Consider the following 16079-nt stretch of genomic DNA (forward strand, 5'->3'; position numbering starts at 1 on the left):
CCCGCGCTTGCACGAGTTGCTCGCAGAATTCGGCGGCCTTAGCGACCTTGCCCACACCATGGACGGCAAGGGCCGGCCACGCGTGCGCGGCGCGATCGGGGCCTCGCCCTCGTTCACCACGGCGGCTTTGGCCCAGAAGCTCGAGCGGCCGGCCGTGCTCATCCACGCCCATGTCGAGGATGCCCAACACGCCGCCGACGAGTTGGAGTGCCTTGGGTTGGCCGTTGTCGAGCTGCCGGCGATCGAGGCCGGGCCGGGCGGGGCGTCGGCCCGGGCATTGGCGGGCCGCGTGGCGGCGGTGCGGCGTGTTCGCGAGCTTGGTGAGAAGGGCAAGCCCTTCGTCGCCGTGGGTTCCATCCACGCGTGGATGCAGCCCGCGCCACCGGCCGAAGCGCTCGAGGCGCTCAGCAAGGCGGTGAAACGCGGTGATCGCGTCGATCCGGGCGAGTTGGTCCGATGGTTGAGCGAAGCGGGCTACGAGCGGGTCGACGCGGTCGACGAGCCGGGGCAATTCGCCCAGCGCGGCGGCATCGTCGATGTCTTCCCCGCCGCGCCCGGAACCGACCAGGACGCGTCCGTTCCGGTGCGTCTGGACTTCTTCGGCGACGAGGTCGACCGCATCGCCGAGATCGACGTGCAGAGCCTGGCCAGCGTCTCGGCGATGGACGCTGTTGACTTACCCGCAGCTATCGAGGGCGGGGTGGAGCAGGGCGAGGGCGTGTGCTTTATCGAGCACTGCCCCGCCAACGCGTTCGGCGTGCTGGTCGAGACGCTGGAGGTCAGCGAACAGGGCCGCGGGTATTACGAGCGGGTGAAGGCCGAGTCGGGAGTGATCGCGCACACCACCGTGGTCAAGCTCGCGCAAGAGCGGCTGCACGCGTTCGCCGAGGTGAACCAGTATTCGAGCACGGGCGATGCGGACGAGATTTTGCTTCCGGTCGAGCGGCCGCCGGATTTCAAGGCAGCCGGCGCCGAGAGCGCGACGGAGGTTGTCGCGGCCGCGGGGAAGTGGGCCACCGAAGCGAAGGCGCGGGTTCTGGTGCCGTGCGCCACACCGGGCGAGCTGAGCCGCCTGGGCGAGCTGATGGAAGAGGCGGGGGTCACGAATCTGGAGCCTTGGCACGCGGCGATCGCGCACGGGTTCGTGTGGCGTCAGAAGGGCACCATCGCCGTACTGCCGCTGCACGAGATGCTGGGACGCGCACCCGTTCGGCGCCGACACGCACGGCTCAAGGGCGCACGCACCGTTGATGCGTTTCTGGACTTCGCGCCCGGCGATCACGTCGTCCACGCCGACCACGGCATCGCACGGTTCCTTGGCCTGAACCTGATGGAAATCGACGGCGCGGGCCGGAGCACGGACGTTTCCAAGGCCGCCAAGGGCAAGAAGAAGAAGCCCAACGACTTCAACATCGAGGAATTCCTGACCCTCGAATTCAAGGACCGCGCCCGGCTGCACGTTCCGGCCACACAGGTGGATCTGGTGCAGAAGTACGTGGGCGGGTTCAGTGGTACGCCGCCGCTCAGCCAGCTGGGTGGGGCGCGGTGGAAAACCCAGAAGCAGAAAGTCGCTGAGTCGGTCAAGGACCTGGCCGGCGAGTTGCTCCGAGTGCGGGCCGCGCGTGAGGCCAGCCCGGGCATCGCCTACCCCGCCGACACGACGTGGCAGAAGGAGTTCGAGGCCGAGTTTCCGTATCAGGAAACCGACGACCAGCTCGCGGGCATGGCCGCCATCAAGCGGGACATGGCCAACCCCCGCCCGATGGACCGGCTCATCTGCGGCGATGTTGGCTTTGGCAAGACCGAGCTGGCCGTACGCGCGGCGTTCAAGGCGGCCGAGTTCGGCAAGCAGGTGGCGGTGCTGGTTCCGACCACGGTGCTGGCCGAGCAGCACGAGCGGACGTTCCGCGAGCGCTTCGCGGCGTACCCATTCCGCGTCGAGTCGATCTCACGCTACAAGACGACCAAGGAGGCCAACAGCACGCTCAAGTCGTTGCGCCAGGGTGAGGTCGACGTCATCATCGGCACGCACCGGCTGCTGAGCAAGGACGTGCGGTTTGCCGACCTTGGCCTGGTCGTCATCGACGAGGAGCAACGCTTCGGCGTCGAGCACAAGGAGCAGTTGCTCAGGCTCAGGACCGAAGCCGACGTGCTGACGCTGAGCGCCACGCCCATCCCGCGCACGCTGCACATGGCGATGCTGGGGCTGCGCGATATCTCGAGCCTCACCACGCCCCCGGCCGAGCGGCAGAGCGTGGTGACCGAGGTCATGCCGTTCGATCGCACGCGCATCGAGCAGGCGATCGCCCGCGAGCTGGCGCGCGAGGGCCAGGTCTTCTTCGTGCATAATCGCGTGAAGGACATCAAGGCCAGGGCGGCCGAGGTGCAGGGGCTGGCACCCGAGGCGAACATCGTCATCGGTCACGGCCAGATGCCCGGCGGCCAGCTCGAGGAGGTCATGCTCAAGTTCGTGCGCCGCGAGGCGGACATCCTGGTGAGCACGACCATCATCGAGAGCGGCATCGACCAGCCCAGCGCCAACACGATGGTCATCGCCGACGCGGACAATTTTGGTCTGGCCGACCTCCACCAGCTCCGCGGCCGCGTCGGGCGTTCGAGCCGGCGGGCGTATTGCTACTTGCTCTTGCCCGAGGACGGCATCCTGAGCGCCGTGGCCAAGAAGCGCCTGGCGGCCGTCGAGCAATACGCCATGCTCGGAGCGGGCTTCAAGATCGCCATGCGCGACCTGGAGATCCGCGGCGCGGGCAATCTTCTCGGCTCAGAACAGTCGGGGCATATCGCGGTGGTGGGGTACGACATGTACTGCCGCCTGCTCGAGCAGGCCGTGCAGGAGATGGGCGGCCACCGGGTGGTCACGCACAGCCGCATCGCGCTCGATGTTGGCCTAAAGGGCTACATCCCCGCCAGCTACATCCCCGGCGACGTGCGGCGGATGGCCGCCTACCGACGCATGTCGCTCGCGTCGAGTATGGAAGAAGTGACCGCCGTGCGTGACGACCTGGCCGAGGCGTTCGGCAAGCCGCCGGGGCAGGTCGAGCGGTTGCTGAGCCTCGCCGAGCTGCGCGTGGCGCTGGCCAAGGCCGGCGTCAGCAGCGCCGCCGTGCGCGGGGCCGACGTGATCCTGTTCGCGGCCGACCCCCGCCCGGTGCTGGACAAGCTCGAGGGCATCGCCGGCTCGCTCACGAGCCTCACGCCTAGCAGCGGCGGGGCCAAGCGCCGCGATGGCGACACGCTGAGGCCCCTGCACGAGATCTACTGGCGCCCACCCGAGGCATACCGGCAGGGGCCGACGCTGGTGGACGTGCTGTGCAAGAGGCTGATGGGCGAGGCCGAGCCTACCGCCGCCGGCGCGTCGCGAGGGTGAAGCCGGCAAGCAATGCAAACGCGCCGGCCGGCGCAGGGATGATAATCTGTGCTGCACCCTCTTGCAATCCAACCAAGCGGCTCACACTGAGCGAGCTATCCATCGACACGTAGGAGTCGAACTTCGTTGTCACGCTCTCGATGTCCAGGATCACCGGCCCGCTCGGTACGTCGTCGACCGTGAAGTCGACCTCCCAGAACGCGATCGGGTTGGTCGGGTCGGCGTAGATCCCCGCCGTGGGAAAGTTGAGCTGGCCGGCGATGATGCCATCGATGCCACCGGCGGCCAGCACGCCCGGCACCGTGCCCGGCCCGTCCATAGGGGCCACCAGCCGAAGGTTGTCGAAGGTGCCCTGGGCCTCGTTGATCTGGACGCTGGTGGCGATGCCCGCGACGGCGTAATCGCCGGATGGGTAGCTGGCGCTCATGGTGATGGTGACAGTCTCGCCGGGCAGGGTGCCGGGGCCATCAATGTCGAAGTGGATGGCCTGGGCTGCCGCCGCGGTGGGCAAGGCGGCGATCGCGAGGATGGTGGCGGCGGCACGGGTCATGATCTCTACTCCTCTTAGTGCTATGCAACGGGTCAGCCACACCCAATATACCAGAGATCGGATCCTGCGCGCCACCTTTTCATGGGTCGATTCCACCCGCTGGCTGCTATGCCAGCCGCCACCGATCATAAAAATAGCCAGCATCCGCATGGTTCGGATGCTGGCCGATGCTGTGCTGCTGTCACGGCTGGATCAGCGACGCCGACCGCCGGCCAACGCCAGCCCGCCCAGCAACGCCAGCCCGCCCGCTGGCGCGGGAATGACGATGATCAGGCTTCCTTCTTCGAGATCGGCCAAGCGGCTCTCACTGGTCGAACTCATACGGTCGATATACGTGTCATACCTCGTGGTCACGGTCTCGATATCCAAGATCACAGGCCCGCTCAACACGTCGTCGACCGTGAAGTCGGCTTCCCAGAACGCGATTGGGTTGGTCGGGTCGGCGTAGATCCCGGCCGTGGGGAAGTTGAGCTGGCCGGCGAGGATGCCGTCGATACTGCCAGCACCAAGCACACCTTCAGTTGTGCCGGGTCCGTCCATGGGTGCCACCAGCCGCAGATTGTCGAACGTCCCCTGGGCCTCGTTGATGAGCACACTGGTGGCGATGCCAGCGAGGGCGTAGTCGGTGCCGCCGTAACTGGCGCTCATGGTGATGGTCACGGTCTCTCCCGGCAGGGTGCCGAGCCCATCGGCGGTAATCTCAATGGCTTGCGCCATCGCGGCGGCGGGCATGGCGGCGACACCGGCGAGAAGACAGAGTGTCCGGATGCTAATTGTCATGGCATTGGCTCCATGGTGCCGGTGACACAGAACATCGAGCGTGCAGCCGGCGAGATAGAAAATCTTGCGGGAGATCGAGTATCGCCCGCCAATAGGTCCAATATACAACAATTCGATTCGATGGCCAGCGATCCGGCAGATCAGCCACGGCGCGTTCATGGTCGGTCTTGCCCATACCCTCCCTCATGAACACCGACCTCTCCAACCGCACCGCCCTCGTCTGCGGTGCCAGCCAGGGCATCGGTCTCGCGTCGGCTGTCGCGCTCGCCTCGCTTGGGGCTCGTGTCACGCTCTTCGCCCGCGACCCCCAGCGCCTCGGTGAGGCGATGGCCGAACTCCCAGTCGTCAACGACATCGAGCACGACATCGCCATCGCGGACTTCCACGATCCCGACATGGTGCTCGACGAGGCCGCCGGGGCGCTCGACCGGGCGGGCGGCTTCGACATCCTGGTCAACAACACCGGCGGGCCGCCCGGTGGGCCGATCGCCGAGGCCACGGGCGAGGCATTCCTCAAAGGCATAACCGCCCACCTCATCAACAACCAGAACTTGGCGGGCCTCGTGCTGCCGGGCATGAAGAGCAACGGCTTCGGTCGCATCGTCAACATCATCAGCACGTCGGTGAAGTGCCCCATCCCCGGGCTTGGCGTCAGCAACACCGTGCGGGCGGCCGTGGCGGCGTGGGCCAAGACCCTGGCCGGCGAGGTCGCCAAGGACAGGATCACCGTGAACAGCGTGCTGCCGGGCTTCACCGACACCGCCCGGCTGAGCAGCCTCTTCGACGCCAAGGCCGAGCGGCAGGGGACCGACGCCGGCAAGGTCAAAGCCGAGGCACTGGCTGGCATCCCGATGGGCCGGCTTGGCGAGGCCGAGGAGGTCGCCGCCGCGGTCGCGTTTTATTGCACGCCCGCGGCCTCGTACATCACCGGCACGGTGCTGGCGGTCGACGGCGGGCGGACGCCAACGATCTAGGGCGGCCCGGCCAGGGTGGTGCGATTGCCTTGGCTGTGGTACCCTGTGGGGATCCCGCGAGTAGGCGATTCGGGCCGGCCTGCCCCCGCACCGCTTCCTTCCACCTACGGAGCCCCTTCCCAGCCCGCTGGCCCGGCCCCCATCAACGCGAGACCCCGAAACGCGAGACCCCGAAACCGGCCGCCGATTCGGCGAACCCTGGAACGAACCAGCCAAGGGGCACGTACCCCAAGCATCAGCACATTCCCGGCCACTCCCGGCCCGACCCTTTGGAGCACTTCGAATATGAGCAATGACAGGCGAGACTACAACGACAGGGGCGAGTATCGGGGCGGTGGCCGGGGCCGTGGCGGTCAGGGCGGCGGCCGGGGTCGCGGCGGCCACGGCGGTGGTGGGGGGCGCGGGCGTGGGCGTGGCGGTCAGGGCGGACGCGGCGGCCATGGTGGCCATGGCGGACACGATCGCCAGGGCATCCCGCTGAGCGCCCTCGACCCCGAACTGACCGACATCAGCCGCCGCGTCATCGGCTGCGCCATCGAGGTGCACAAGGCCCTGGGCCCGGGCCTGCCCATCGAGATGTACAACAAGGCGCTCCAGGTCGAGATGAAAGAGGCGGGCATCGAGCACACCGCCGACCGCAAGATCGACGTGAAGTACCAGGACCAGCTCATCGGCCAGGTCACCGCGTCGCTGTTCGTCGAGGACCGCTTCATCGTCGACTTGGTCGCCCGCCCGGGCGAGGTCGGCACGGGCGAGCGCTTGCAGACGCGCGCCAAGCTGCGGGCCCTCGAGCTCGAGCTCGGCCTCATCATCAACTTCGCCCAGCGCCGCCTGAAGGACGGCCTCGTCCGCGTGCTGAATCCCGACCAGCTCAAGGAGCTGCTCGAGGAGCGGCAGAAGGCCCAGGAGGCCGAGTACGAAGAAGACGAGTACGAGGATGAGGAGGGCGAGGAGTACGAGGAAGACGACGACGAGTACGAAGACGAAGAGGACGATGAGGAAGAGGAAGAAAGCGAAGAGGACGACAGGGTCTGAGCGACCCGCCGGTTGCTCCACTCGCTTTTCTTGGGGGTCTGATTGCGCCCGTGAGTGCTTACCTGGACAACAACGCCACCACACGCCCGCTGCCCGAGGTGGTCGAGGCGATGTGCGAGTGCCTCGAGAACTGCTGGGCCAACCCCTCCAGCGTCCACAGGCCCGGGCAAGCCGCCCGCGCGCGCATCGAGCAGGCCCGGCGATCGGTTGCCGACCTCATCGGCGCGGGCCAGCGTGAGCTGGTGTTCTGCTCGGGTGGCACCGAGAGCTGCCAGATCGCCATCCGCGGCGCGCTCGAGCAAGCCCAGCAGCAGAATGGCCGCACCGTCCTGGTCACCAGCCCCGTCGAGCACTCGGCCGTGCGCGACCTGGCCAGGAACCTCGGCGACTGCGGCAAGGTCGAGGTCCGCTGGCTGCCCATCGGCTGCGGCGGGGCGATCGATCTCGAGAAGGCGCGCGAACTCATCGACGACACCGTCGCCGTCCTGAGCGTGCAGTGGGCCAACAACGAGACCGGTGCCATCCAGCCCATCAAGGAACTGGCCGAGTTTGCCAAGGAAGCCGGCGCGACGGTGCATGTGGACGGCACGCAGTGGGTGGGCCGCATGGACACCGACGTGCGGACCCTGCCCTTCGACCTGCTCACCTTCAGCGCCCATAAGTTCCACGGGCCCAAGGGTATTGGGGTGTTGTGGATCCGCCGGGGCGTGAAGCTCTGCAAGCAGACACCCGGCTCGCAGGAACTGGGCCGCCGCGGCGGCACCGAGAACGTGCCGGGCATCGTGGGTATCGGCATGGCCGCCAGGGGGGCCGGTGAGTGGCTGGCCGACCCCGAGAACCGGTCGCGCATCGCCGCTATGCGCGACCGCCTAGAAACCGCCGTGCTCGACCGCATCGAGGGGGCGTGCGTCAACGGCCCGCGCGACCCGAGCAAGCGGCTCTGGAACACGACCAACTTGGCCATCCCCGGCGTCGACGCCGAGATCATGCTGCTGACGCTGGCCGAGATGGGCGTGTGCGTGTCGGCCGGGTCGGCGTGCAGCAGCGGCTCGCTCGAGCCCAGCCCGGTGCTGTGCGCGATGGGCCTGGACAAGAAATTGGCCGCCGGCTCGCTGCGGGTGAGCCTCTCGCGTTTCACGACCGAGGCTGAGGTTGGCTCGGCTATCGAGGCGATCGTTGAGGCCCACCAGGTGGTGACGGCAACCGTTTAAGTCGACCGCGGCCTGTCGGTTGCCTCCGTTGACCGGCTTCTGAGCGGGCTACCCTGGAGGCATGAGCGACAATCCTTACGCCCAGCCCAACGACTTCGGCGGCGGTGCCGAGTACCTCGAGCCCAAGACCAGCATCCTGGCCGTCTTCGCCTTCGTGGTGTCACTGATCGGCCTCATTGCCTGTTGCATCCCCGGCATCGGCCCGATCGGCCTGCTGCTGGGCGTGCTGGCGCTCGTGCTCATCTCGATGTCGGGCAGCCGCAAGAAGGGCGGCGGCCTGGCCATCGCGGCAATCGTCATCGGCCTGATCGCCGGCGCGATCAACGTGGCCCTCATCTTCGGTGCCGGAGCCGTGGGACGAGAGTGGACCAATCTTGGCGTCGTGCTCGTTGAGGTCGAGAACCGAGACCTCCAGGCCGTCCAGGGCAGGCTGGTCAGCGCTCAAGCGCAGCAACTCGACCAGACGCAGCTTGATGCTTTCGCATCGTCAATCAACGCCCACTACGGGGCCCAACAGGATCCTCCCAAGGGTCTTATGGATGCGGTCGGCTTGATGATGGAGGTCGGCCAACGCATGCAGAATGCGCAGGTCGACGTGCAGGGCGAGTACCCCCAGAGCAGCTACGGTGTCATCCCGTTGGCCATGCGATATGACCAGGGGGCCGTGCTCTTCATGCTGATCGTGCCCACAACAGGATCCTCTGCCGGGGTCTCCTATACCAACGTGGGGTATTACGACCCGGGCGGCGACATCGTCTGGATGCTGCCCACGCCCAGCGGGCAGGGTGCGATTGTCCCACCCGCGTTGCCCGGCGAGACACCCGACCCGACAGATCCGGCCGACCCAACAGACCCGGCCGATCCAGCGGGTGGTGATGAGCCCGGCGAAGGCTGACGTATGCCATCCCGCGCCGAGGGCGGCCCGATCCTGCGTGTCCAGGGCGTGCGCAAGAGCTTCGACGGGCGCGAGATCCTCAAGGGCATCGACCTCGAGGTCATGCCCGGCGAGACCATGGTCATCATGGGTGGATCCGGCTCGGGCAAGAGCACGATGCTCCGGCTGATGATCGGCTCGCTCTCGAGCGACCAGGGCAGCATCCGGATGTTCGAGAACGACATCTGCGGCCTGAACGAGGAAGCCCTCAACAAGGTCCGCCTGAAGTTCGGCATCCTCTTCCAGAGCGGGGCGCTCTTCAACAGCATGACCGTGGCCGAGAACGTGGCCCTGCCCCTCCAGGAGCACACGAGGCTCAGCCAGGAGATCATCGACATCCAGGTCAAGATCAAGCTCGAGCAGGTGCAGCTGCGCGAGGCGGCCGACCTGTTCCCGGCGCAGATCTCCGGCGGCATGAAGAAACGTGCGGGCCTGGCCCGCGCGATGGCGCTCGATCCCCAACTGCTGTTCTGCGACGAGCCGAGCGCCGGGCTCGACCCGATCACCAGCGCCCAGATCGACCGCCTGCTGCTCGACCTGACCAAGAAGCTCGGCATCGCCTGCGTGGTGGTGACGCACGAGATGGATTCAGCGTTCGCCATCGCCGACCGCATGGCCATGCTCGACAAGGGGCGGATGCTGGCCGTCGAGCCCAAAGCGTGGTTCGAGCGGGTGCGGGATGTACCCGATAGCGAGCTCGCCTCATTGAGCGAGGATGAGCAGATCATCCACCAGTTCCTGCGCGGGCTGGCCGAGGGGCCGCTGAGCGAACGCCACAGCGAGAGCGACTGGGAACAGGACATCCTGGGGTCGCGACCAAGGGTGCCCGGCGTGCGCAGCGTGGAGTCCTCGCGTATCGTTCCAAAGACCGAAGACGAGGGTGTACTCGAGCGGCTCAGGCGCATGTTGCGGGCCTGACGCTCCGAGAGGATCTTGCGGGCCTCCCGAGCAAACCGGGGCACGCCGAAAGGGAGCAGGGACGCCATGCCGCCGCCCGGTGGACGAAACGCGATTGTTGGAGCGTTCTTTATCGCCGCCGTGGCGCTGGCGGTGGTCGTGACGGCCATCCTGAGCGATCTCACGTCGGCCCTGGTCTCGACGACCCAGTATGTCGTGCGGTTCGAGTTGGCCGACAACGCCGGCCTGCTCGCCCCGGGTGCAGAAGTGCGCGTGGGCGGCATGAAGGTCGGCAAGGTCACCGACGTCCGCTTGGGCGAGAGCGACCACCTCGACGTGCGGATCGAAGTCGACGAAGACCTCGTGCTCCACCAGGACGCGGTTGTCCGCCTCGAGGTGCCCCTGCTTGGCACGGGCACCGTGGTCAACTTCATCAGCGTCGGCACCGCCCAGCCAGTTGCCGAGGGCGGACAATTCGACGGCCGCCCATCGCCCGGCCTGCTCGCCCAGACGGGCCTGAACGACGACGACATGGAGAACATCCGCATGTCGATCCAGTCTCTGGCCGAGACGACCGCGAGGGTGAGCCGCATCCTCGCCGACGTCGAGCCCCGCGTTGGCGAGGCTGTCGACGGGCTGAATTCGGCACTCGATGATGCCAGGACCATCACCAGCGACCTGCGCACCCGGCTGCCTCGCGTTGGCGACGAATTCGAGGCCATGGTGGCCGACGCGCGTGAGGGCGTCGAGGTCGTGACCAGCCTCGCCAAACGCATCGACGAACGCACCGGCGAACTCGCCGAAGTGATCGAGAGCGTGCGTGACACGATCGACACGAACCGCCCCAACATCGATCGCGTGCTGGCCGACCTGGCAGAAATCACGACGCGCACGAACGAGGAGATCATGCCCGCAGCCCTTGAGACCGTCGAGAACGCCCGTACGGCCAGTGCCGAGGGCGCCCAATTCGCTACCGATGCCCGAGCGATGTTCGACGCCGAAGCCCCCGGCATACGACGTGCATCGGCCAATCTCCGCCTGGCCAGCGACCAGGCCAAGCTGACGATGCTCGAGGTCCGCCGCAGCCCGTGGCGGCTCCTCCAGCGTCCGACCACGCGCGAGCTCGAGGGCGAGCTGATCTACGACGCCACCCGGTCGTTCGCCCAGGCCGCTAGCGACCTGCGTGCCGCCAGCGAGAGCCTCATCTCACTCAGCACCGACGAGCAAGGGCCGGTCGACATCCCCGGCCGGCAACGCGCCATCGAGCAACTGCACGAGCAGCTCATGAGCAGCTTCACGCGCTACCGCGAGGCCGAACAGGAATTGCTCGACCGCGCGCTCGATCTGGGGGCGGGCGAACCCGCCGGCCCGAGCAACCGCGGCGGCTGACCCGCTCAATCGCAGCCCGCGTCGAAGGCGTTCTGGAACACCAGGAAGTCGAAGATGCTCAGCATGCCGTCGCCGTCGAAATCGGCCCGCAGGTCGCCCTGATCGAATAGCGTCTGGAAGGCCAGGAAGTCGAAGATGGTCAATTCGCCATCCTCGTCCAAGTCGGCCAGGCAGCGCGGCGGGGCCATGAAGGCGTTGTCACCGATCTCTTCGCCGATGCTCGTGTGGCGGCGGATGATGGTCGAGAGCGTCTGCTGGTTCACCAGATCCACCATGTCGCCGGGCAGGTAGGCCTCGTACCAGAACCGATCGCCATCGCGAAGGCGTGTGAACTGGTCGACCAGCACCGCGTGCAGCGTCGGGCCGACCATCGTGCCATCGAGCTTGTCCTCGACGAGCATGCCCACCCACGGATCGATCTGGTCGCAATCAGCGTAGACCGAGGCCAGCTTGTCCTGCATCTGCACGTCGGCGGTGATGTTGCCAAACTCGATCACGCGCGGCAGGCCAAAGGTCTCACGAATCGTGTTGTAATCCGCCAATCCATGGTCGCGCCCGCGCTGGATATTCAGCGAGGCGAGGTCGAATCCGCCAGCGCCGGGCATGCCGAACAGGAAGTTGCGCACGTCGCCGATGATGTGGCCGTCGAGTTGCTGGGCCACGGTCATGGCCATGCCGCGGAGCACGCTGTCGATGCCGTGGTCCTCGATGTGCGCGGGCAAGAAGAACGCCTGGGCGAGCGAGAGGTGCCCCTCGTCGGCTTCCGTGCCATCACTATCCATGCGGGGCAGGAACGTCGGCAGCATGGAATGGCCCATGCGGAAGCCCGCCGCGGCGAAGACGTTCGAGATGCCGGGATTCACGCCGGCGTCGTACTCGACGTAAGGCGGCAGCGCATCGCCTCCAAGAAGGATCGGCAGGAACTCGTTGTACGTAATGGCCTGCATGATGCCGCCCACCATGGCGCGGGTGTGCTCGTACACCTCGTCGCCGGTGAAGGTCGGGTTGGCGGCGCGGATCTGTCGGGCCCAGTAGTTGTGCTCGCGCACGAACAACGTATGGAGGGCCGTCAGCGAGACCTGCTCGTTGCACCGCACATCGCCCGCGAGGAACAGCGTGGGGTCGCGATGCGTGGGCGCGTTCGGGAAGCCGTTGACGTTGTAGGGCAGCAGGTCGCCGTCGCTGGTCTTGAGCTCGCCCGTGCCGTCGAGCGTTCGGAGCTCGGCGGCCCGCGGCGCGTCCGAGCCGTACACGTTCGACGCGTCGATGAACGCCGTGATGGCGTTGACCTGCTCGCGCACGCCCGACACGAGCTGGTACCCCGAGCGGTCGAGGGAGATGAGCTGAGAGCCGGTGGCACCGGGGTCGAACCATGGGTCGCCCGTCGGCACGACCACGTCGAATTCTTCGATGGGTACCGCGATGGGTGTCTCGTCGATGTCGTGGTCGAGGAACTGGCCCCAGAGCCAGAACATGTTCGAGTTGCCCGTCGTGCTGGGCATGAGCACCTCGTCCTGATCGACCACGGCCTGGCTGATCGCGCGGGCGCTCGACCCATCGCTGCGCGCCGGGATGCGACCAGCGCCATCGCCATACGCCGAGGGCACGCGCCGGACGAACGGCACGCCAACCGAGCCGTACCACGGGATCACGGGATTGTTAAATCGCCCGTTGATCGTTCGGTACTCGTCGGGGAACATCGCCGGATCGTCCACGCCCGGGCCATCGGGCATGCCAAGCGGCAGCCAGGGCGCCCAGCCCGTGGAGTACGACCGCTGGACCAGCGAGCTGCGCCGCTCGTCCTGCTCGGGGCGGTTCTTGATCGGCGAATCCTGCTGCTGCGCCATCAAGGGGGCGGCACCCGCGGCCAGGATGAGCCCGCACGCCGACATCGCACTCTTCGCAATCATGATTAAGCCCTCTCGATCTTCCGCTGTGTATCCGGACGAAGCACCCGATCCATGGAACGCGGGTGATTGTCCCTCGATTGCCTTCCAATATACCCGAAACATCCACCGCGCTCAATACCCCAACGAAAAGCTGCCGCGCAACTCACGCGCGGTGTCGTCACGAACCGAATGACCCGTACAAACGTCCTATAACACTAACAGCCCGCCGCGAACAGCGCCTGGAAGGCCAGGAAGTCGGCGAAGGTCAACGCCAAGTCGCCGTCGAAGTCCGCCAGCAGGTCGCCGGTGTTGAACGCGTTCTGAAAGGCCAGGAAGTCGAAAGTTGTCGCCAGACCGTCACCGTCGAGGTCGACGGCGCAACCGTCGGCCTGCCCCCGGGCCCGCACCATCCAGGTGCCGTTGAAGGGACTATCGCTCATGCGCAGGATGAACGGGGCCGCGCCGGGGTCCGGCAGAAGATCGCCGTCGTAGAACAGCCAGCTCCGCACGCCCAGCGTGTCCTGGTCCATGCGCGCGGCCGACTGGCGCTGCGGGATGAACGCGGCCACGGCCACGAAGAACCCGCCATCGGGCCCAACGTTCGTGGGGCGGATCGGGTACGTCGCGAAGGTGCTCGTCGACGTGGACTGCGACGCGTGCGAGGCGGCCGAGATCGGTACCGCGTTGGTCGGGTCGCCGTCGCCATCGGGGTCGTTGTACACGATGATCGTCAGCGGCGTGCCCACGGGCAGGCTGCCCGAGAACGACACGCTCACTTCGCTAATCCACGGGCATGAGGGCTCAACGTCGAAGTAATTGCCCCACGTCATCACCGCGTCGAACTCGCTGGGCCCGATGGTGAACCCGCCCGACCCGTCGTCGAGGATGAAATCGGGGCACTGGGCGAACGCGGAAACGGCGGAGAACAGCACGGCGGTGAGGGAGGTTGGTGTCTTCATGAGGCCAGCGTACGCGCTGGTCGGTTCTATACTTTCCCCCCGGCCCTGCCGCATCCGGCCGATACCCAAACACTGCCGCCCCAGGTCCGATCGCCTTGGGCGTGCCTTTCCCTCGGAGAAAGCCCGCATGAGCAACACACCCGTGATCGTCGCCGCCAAGCGCACCCCCATCGGCAAGTTCTTTGGCAGCCTCGCCGGCACGCCCGCGCCCCAGCTCGGTGCCTACGCCATCAAGGCCGCGATGGATGCCGTCCCCGCCCTCAAGGGCGACATGGTCGACGAGTGCGTCATGGGCTGCGTGCTGCAGGCCGGGCTGGGCCAGAACCCCGCCCGCCAGGCCGGGCTCGAGGCCGGCCTGCCCGACACCCTGAGCGCCAAGACCATCAACAAGGTCTGCGGCTCGGGCCTCGAGGCCGTCATGATGGCCGCCCAGTCGATCAAGGCCGGCGACAACGACGTGGTCGTCGCCGGCGGCATGGAGAACATGACCGGCGCGCCCCACTTCGCCCACGTGCGGCAGGGCGTGAAGTTCGGCGACACCAAGCTCGTCGACGTCATGGCCCACGACGGCCTGACCTGCGCCTTCGAGTGCTGGATGATGGGCAACGCCGCCGACCACATCGCCCAGAAGTACGACATCAGCCGCGAGGAGCAGGATCGCTTCGCCGCCCAGAGCCACCAGCGGGCCGAGAAGGCGACCAGCGAGGGCTGGTTCAAGGACGAGATGGTCGCGCTCACCGGCGAGCAACTGGGCAACCGCAAGGTGCCCGGCCCCGAGGGTGGTTGCTCGACGGATGAGGGCATCCGCCCGGGCAGTACGGCCGAGGGCCTCTCGAAGCTGCGCCCCGCCTTCGACAAGGCCGGCACCGTGACCGCCGGCAACGCGAGCCAGATCAACGACGGCGCGGCGGCCACCATCGTGATGAGCGAGGCCAAGGCCAGCGAGCTTGGCATCAAGCCCATGGCCAAGATCATCGCCTACGCCACAAGCGGCGTGGCGCCCAAGGACATCTTCGCCGCCCCGATCACCGGCGTGCAGAACGTGCTGAAGAAGGCCGGCCTGACCATCGACGACATCGACCTGTTCGAGCTCAACGAGGCCTTCGCCGCCCAGGTGCTCAGCAACATCAAGGAGCTGGGCATCCCCGAGGACAAGCTTAACGTCGCCGGCGGCGGCGTCGCCCTGGGCCACCCCATCGGCGCCAGTGGCACCCGCGTGCTGACAACCCTCCTCCACCAGATGAATCGCACCGGCGCCAAGCGCGGGCTGGCGGGGCTGTGCCTGGGCGGTGGGAACAGCGTGGCGATGGTGGTAGAGGCGGTGTGAGCTAGCCTGCTTTGCTCGCTTTTGCCTTCCACTCGTTATAGAGCTCTGTCTGAGCTTGCCGGCGAATTCTTGCAAGAGTCAATTTCATTTCCCGATTGTACCAAGATTTTAATTTGAGTGCATCCGGGATCAGCCTGTTGTCGAGCAAGAATCTCGGCAATCCACGCTCGCCCATCGCGACACGCGCTGCAGGAATTCGCCACACTTCACCGGTTCGGCTTATAACTTCAACTCCCCAGTAAGTACCGGGAATCTCAAGTAGTTTGAATGTGAAGAGTGGAAGTGTTGCTACGTAGGAGTCTTGTGCGGGCACTTCGATTGCCTTGTCCGATGAAATTGCGGCAAGCGGCGGTGCCCGACCAATTTGTTTGAGAAACGCTTGGTTTTCCTTGCGAGACTTTTCTGCGTTGACCGCATGTCGAAATGGGTCATCGGCGGTTGCTGCCCCTGTCAACGCAACTCCATCCAGCAGGAGCGTGCTCTTACCGGTATTGGCAACCCTCACCCACATCCGATACGGCACACGCTGAAGGAAAGGGTCGCTATCCACACAGTCGCCGGTGGTGACGAAGAACTGTGGCTTGGCATCATGCTCGCTCTTATTCCAGTAGATAGTCCAGATGAGCGCGACGGTAGCAATGACAGAACCAGCAACTGTTGCCAGTGTTGCAACCGACATTGATAATGCATTCGAGGTGAGACTCAGAATCTCAACTATGGAGGTTGTGGGCATTAAGTTTATTGTAGGC

General features: G+C 66.4%; 13 protein-coding genes. 8 read left to right on the top strand and 5 right to left on the bottom strand.

What is annotated here, in order from left to right:
- Positions 1 to 7: 7 nt before the first annotated feature.
- The gene (gene mfd, locus NCW75_00325) at positions 8 to 3385 is read left to right on the top strand and encodes a transcription-repair coupling factor (protein ID UYV12750.1); all 3378 of its coding nucleotides are present in this window, start codon (positions 8 to 10) and stop codon (positions 3383 to 3385) included.
- On the opposite strand, the gene NCW75_00330 is transcribed toward mfd, so the two are convergent.
- Positions 3357 to 3935, bottom strand: coding sequence for a hypothetical protein (locus NCW75_00330; protein UYV12751.1), 579 nt, complete (start codon positions 3933 to 3935; stop codon positions 3357 to 3359). The two genes, mfd and NCW75_00330, sit on opposite strands and share 29 nt — an antisense overlap.
- A gap of 192 nt (positions 3936 to 4127) precedes the next feature.
- The gene (locus NCW75_00335; protein ID UYV12752.1) at positions 4128 to 4715 is read right to left on the bottom strand and encodes a hypothetical protein; all 588 of its coding nucleotides are present in this window, start codon (positions 4713 to 4715) and stop codon (positions 4128 to 4130) included.
- A gap of 185 nt (positions 4716 to 4900) precedes the next feature.
- On the opposite strand from NCW75_00335, the gene NCW75_00340 reads away from it, so the two are divergent.
- The 6 genes from NCW75_00340 (at position 4901) to NCW75_00365 (ending at position 11155) form a co-directional block, all read left to right on the top strand.
- Complete coding sequence (locus NCW75_00340) at positions 4901 to 5689, top strand: SDR family oxidoreductase (GenBank protein UYV12753.1); 789 nt, start codon at positions 4901 to 4903, stop codon at positions 5687 to 5689.
- Between the two features lie 540 nt (positions 5690 to 6229).
- Complete coding sequence (locus tag NCW75_00345; GenBank protein UYV12754.1) at positions 6230 to 6724, top strand: GxxExxY protein; 495 nt, start codon at positions 6230 to 6232, stop codon at positions 6722 to 6724.
- Between the two features lie 50 nt (positions 6725 to 6774).
- Positions 6775 to 7935, top strand: coding sequence for a cysteine desulfurase (locus NCW75_00350; GenBank protein UYV12755.1), 1161 nt, complete (start codon positions 6775 to 6777; stop codon positions 7933 to 7935).
- 61 nt (positions 7936 to 7996) lie between these two features.
- Positions 7997 to 8830 (top strand): hypothetical protein, encoded by an 834-nt coding sequence (locus tag NCW75_00355; GenBank protein ID UYV12756.1) that lies wholly within the window; start codon positions 7997 to 7999, stop codon positions 8828 to 8830.
- A gap of 3 nt (positions 8831 to 8833) precedes the next feature.
- Positions 8834 to 9787: an ATP-binding cassette domain-containing protein gene (locus NCW75_00360; protein UYV12757.1), complete on the top strand. Its 954-nt coding sequence runs from the start codon at positions 8834 to 8836 to the stop codon at positions 9785 to 9787.
- Between the two features lie 66 nt (positions 9788 to 9853).
- A complete protein-coding gene (locus NCW75_00365) occupies positions 9854 to 11155 on the top strand; it encodes an MlaD family protein (GenBank protein UYV12758.1) in 1302 nt (433 codons plus the stop codon).
- A 5-nt stretch (positions 11156 to 11160) separates the two neighbouring features.
- Here NCW75_00365 and NCW75_00370 read toward each other — a convergent pair whose 3' ends face one another.
- Entirely contained in the window at positions 11161 to 13065 is a 1905-nt protein-coding gene (locus NCW75_00370; GenBank protein UYV12759.1) for a hypothetical protein, read from the bottom strand.
- Between the two features lie 194 nt (positions 13066 to 13259).
- Positions 13260 to 14003 carry a hypothetical protein gene (locus NCW75_00375; protein UYV12760.1) on the bottom strand — a complete coding sequence of 248 codons (744 nt, stop codon included), beginning with the start codon at positions 14001 to 14003 and terminating at the stop codon, positions 13260 to 13262.
- A gap of 127 nt (positions 14004 to 14130) precedes the next feature.
- On the opposite strand from NCW75_00375, the gene NCW75_00380 reads away from it, so the two are divergent.
- Positions 14131 to 15330, top strand: a complete 1200-nt coding sequence (locus tag NCW75_00380) for an acetyl-CoA C-acyltransferase (protein ID UYV12761.1) — start codon at positions 14131 to 14133, stop codon at positions 15328 to 15330.
- A 1-nt stretch (position 15331) separates the two neighbouring features.
- On the opposite strand, the gene NCW75_00385 is transcribed toward NCW75_00380, so the two are convergent.
- Positions 15332 to 16063, bottom strand: a complete 732-nt coding sequence (locus NCW75_00385) for a hypothetical protein (protein UYV12762.1) — start codon at positions 16061 to 16063, stop codon at positions 15332 to 15334.
- Between the last annotated feature and the right edge of the window lie 16 nt (positions 16064 to 16079).

It is taken from the genome of Phycisphaera sp. (assembly GCA_025916675.1).
In the GTDB taxonomy this organism is placed as follows: Bacteria; Planctomycetota; Phycisphaerae; order Phycisphaerales; family UBA1924; genus JAHCJI01.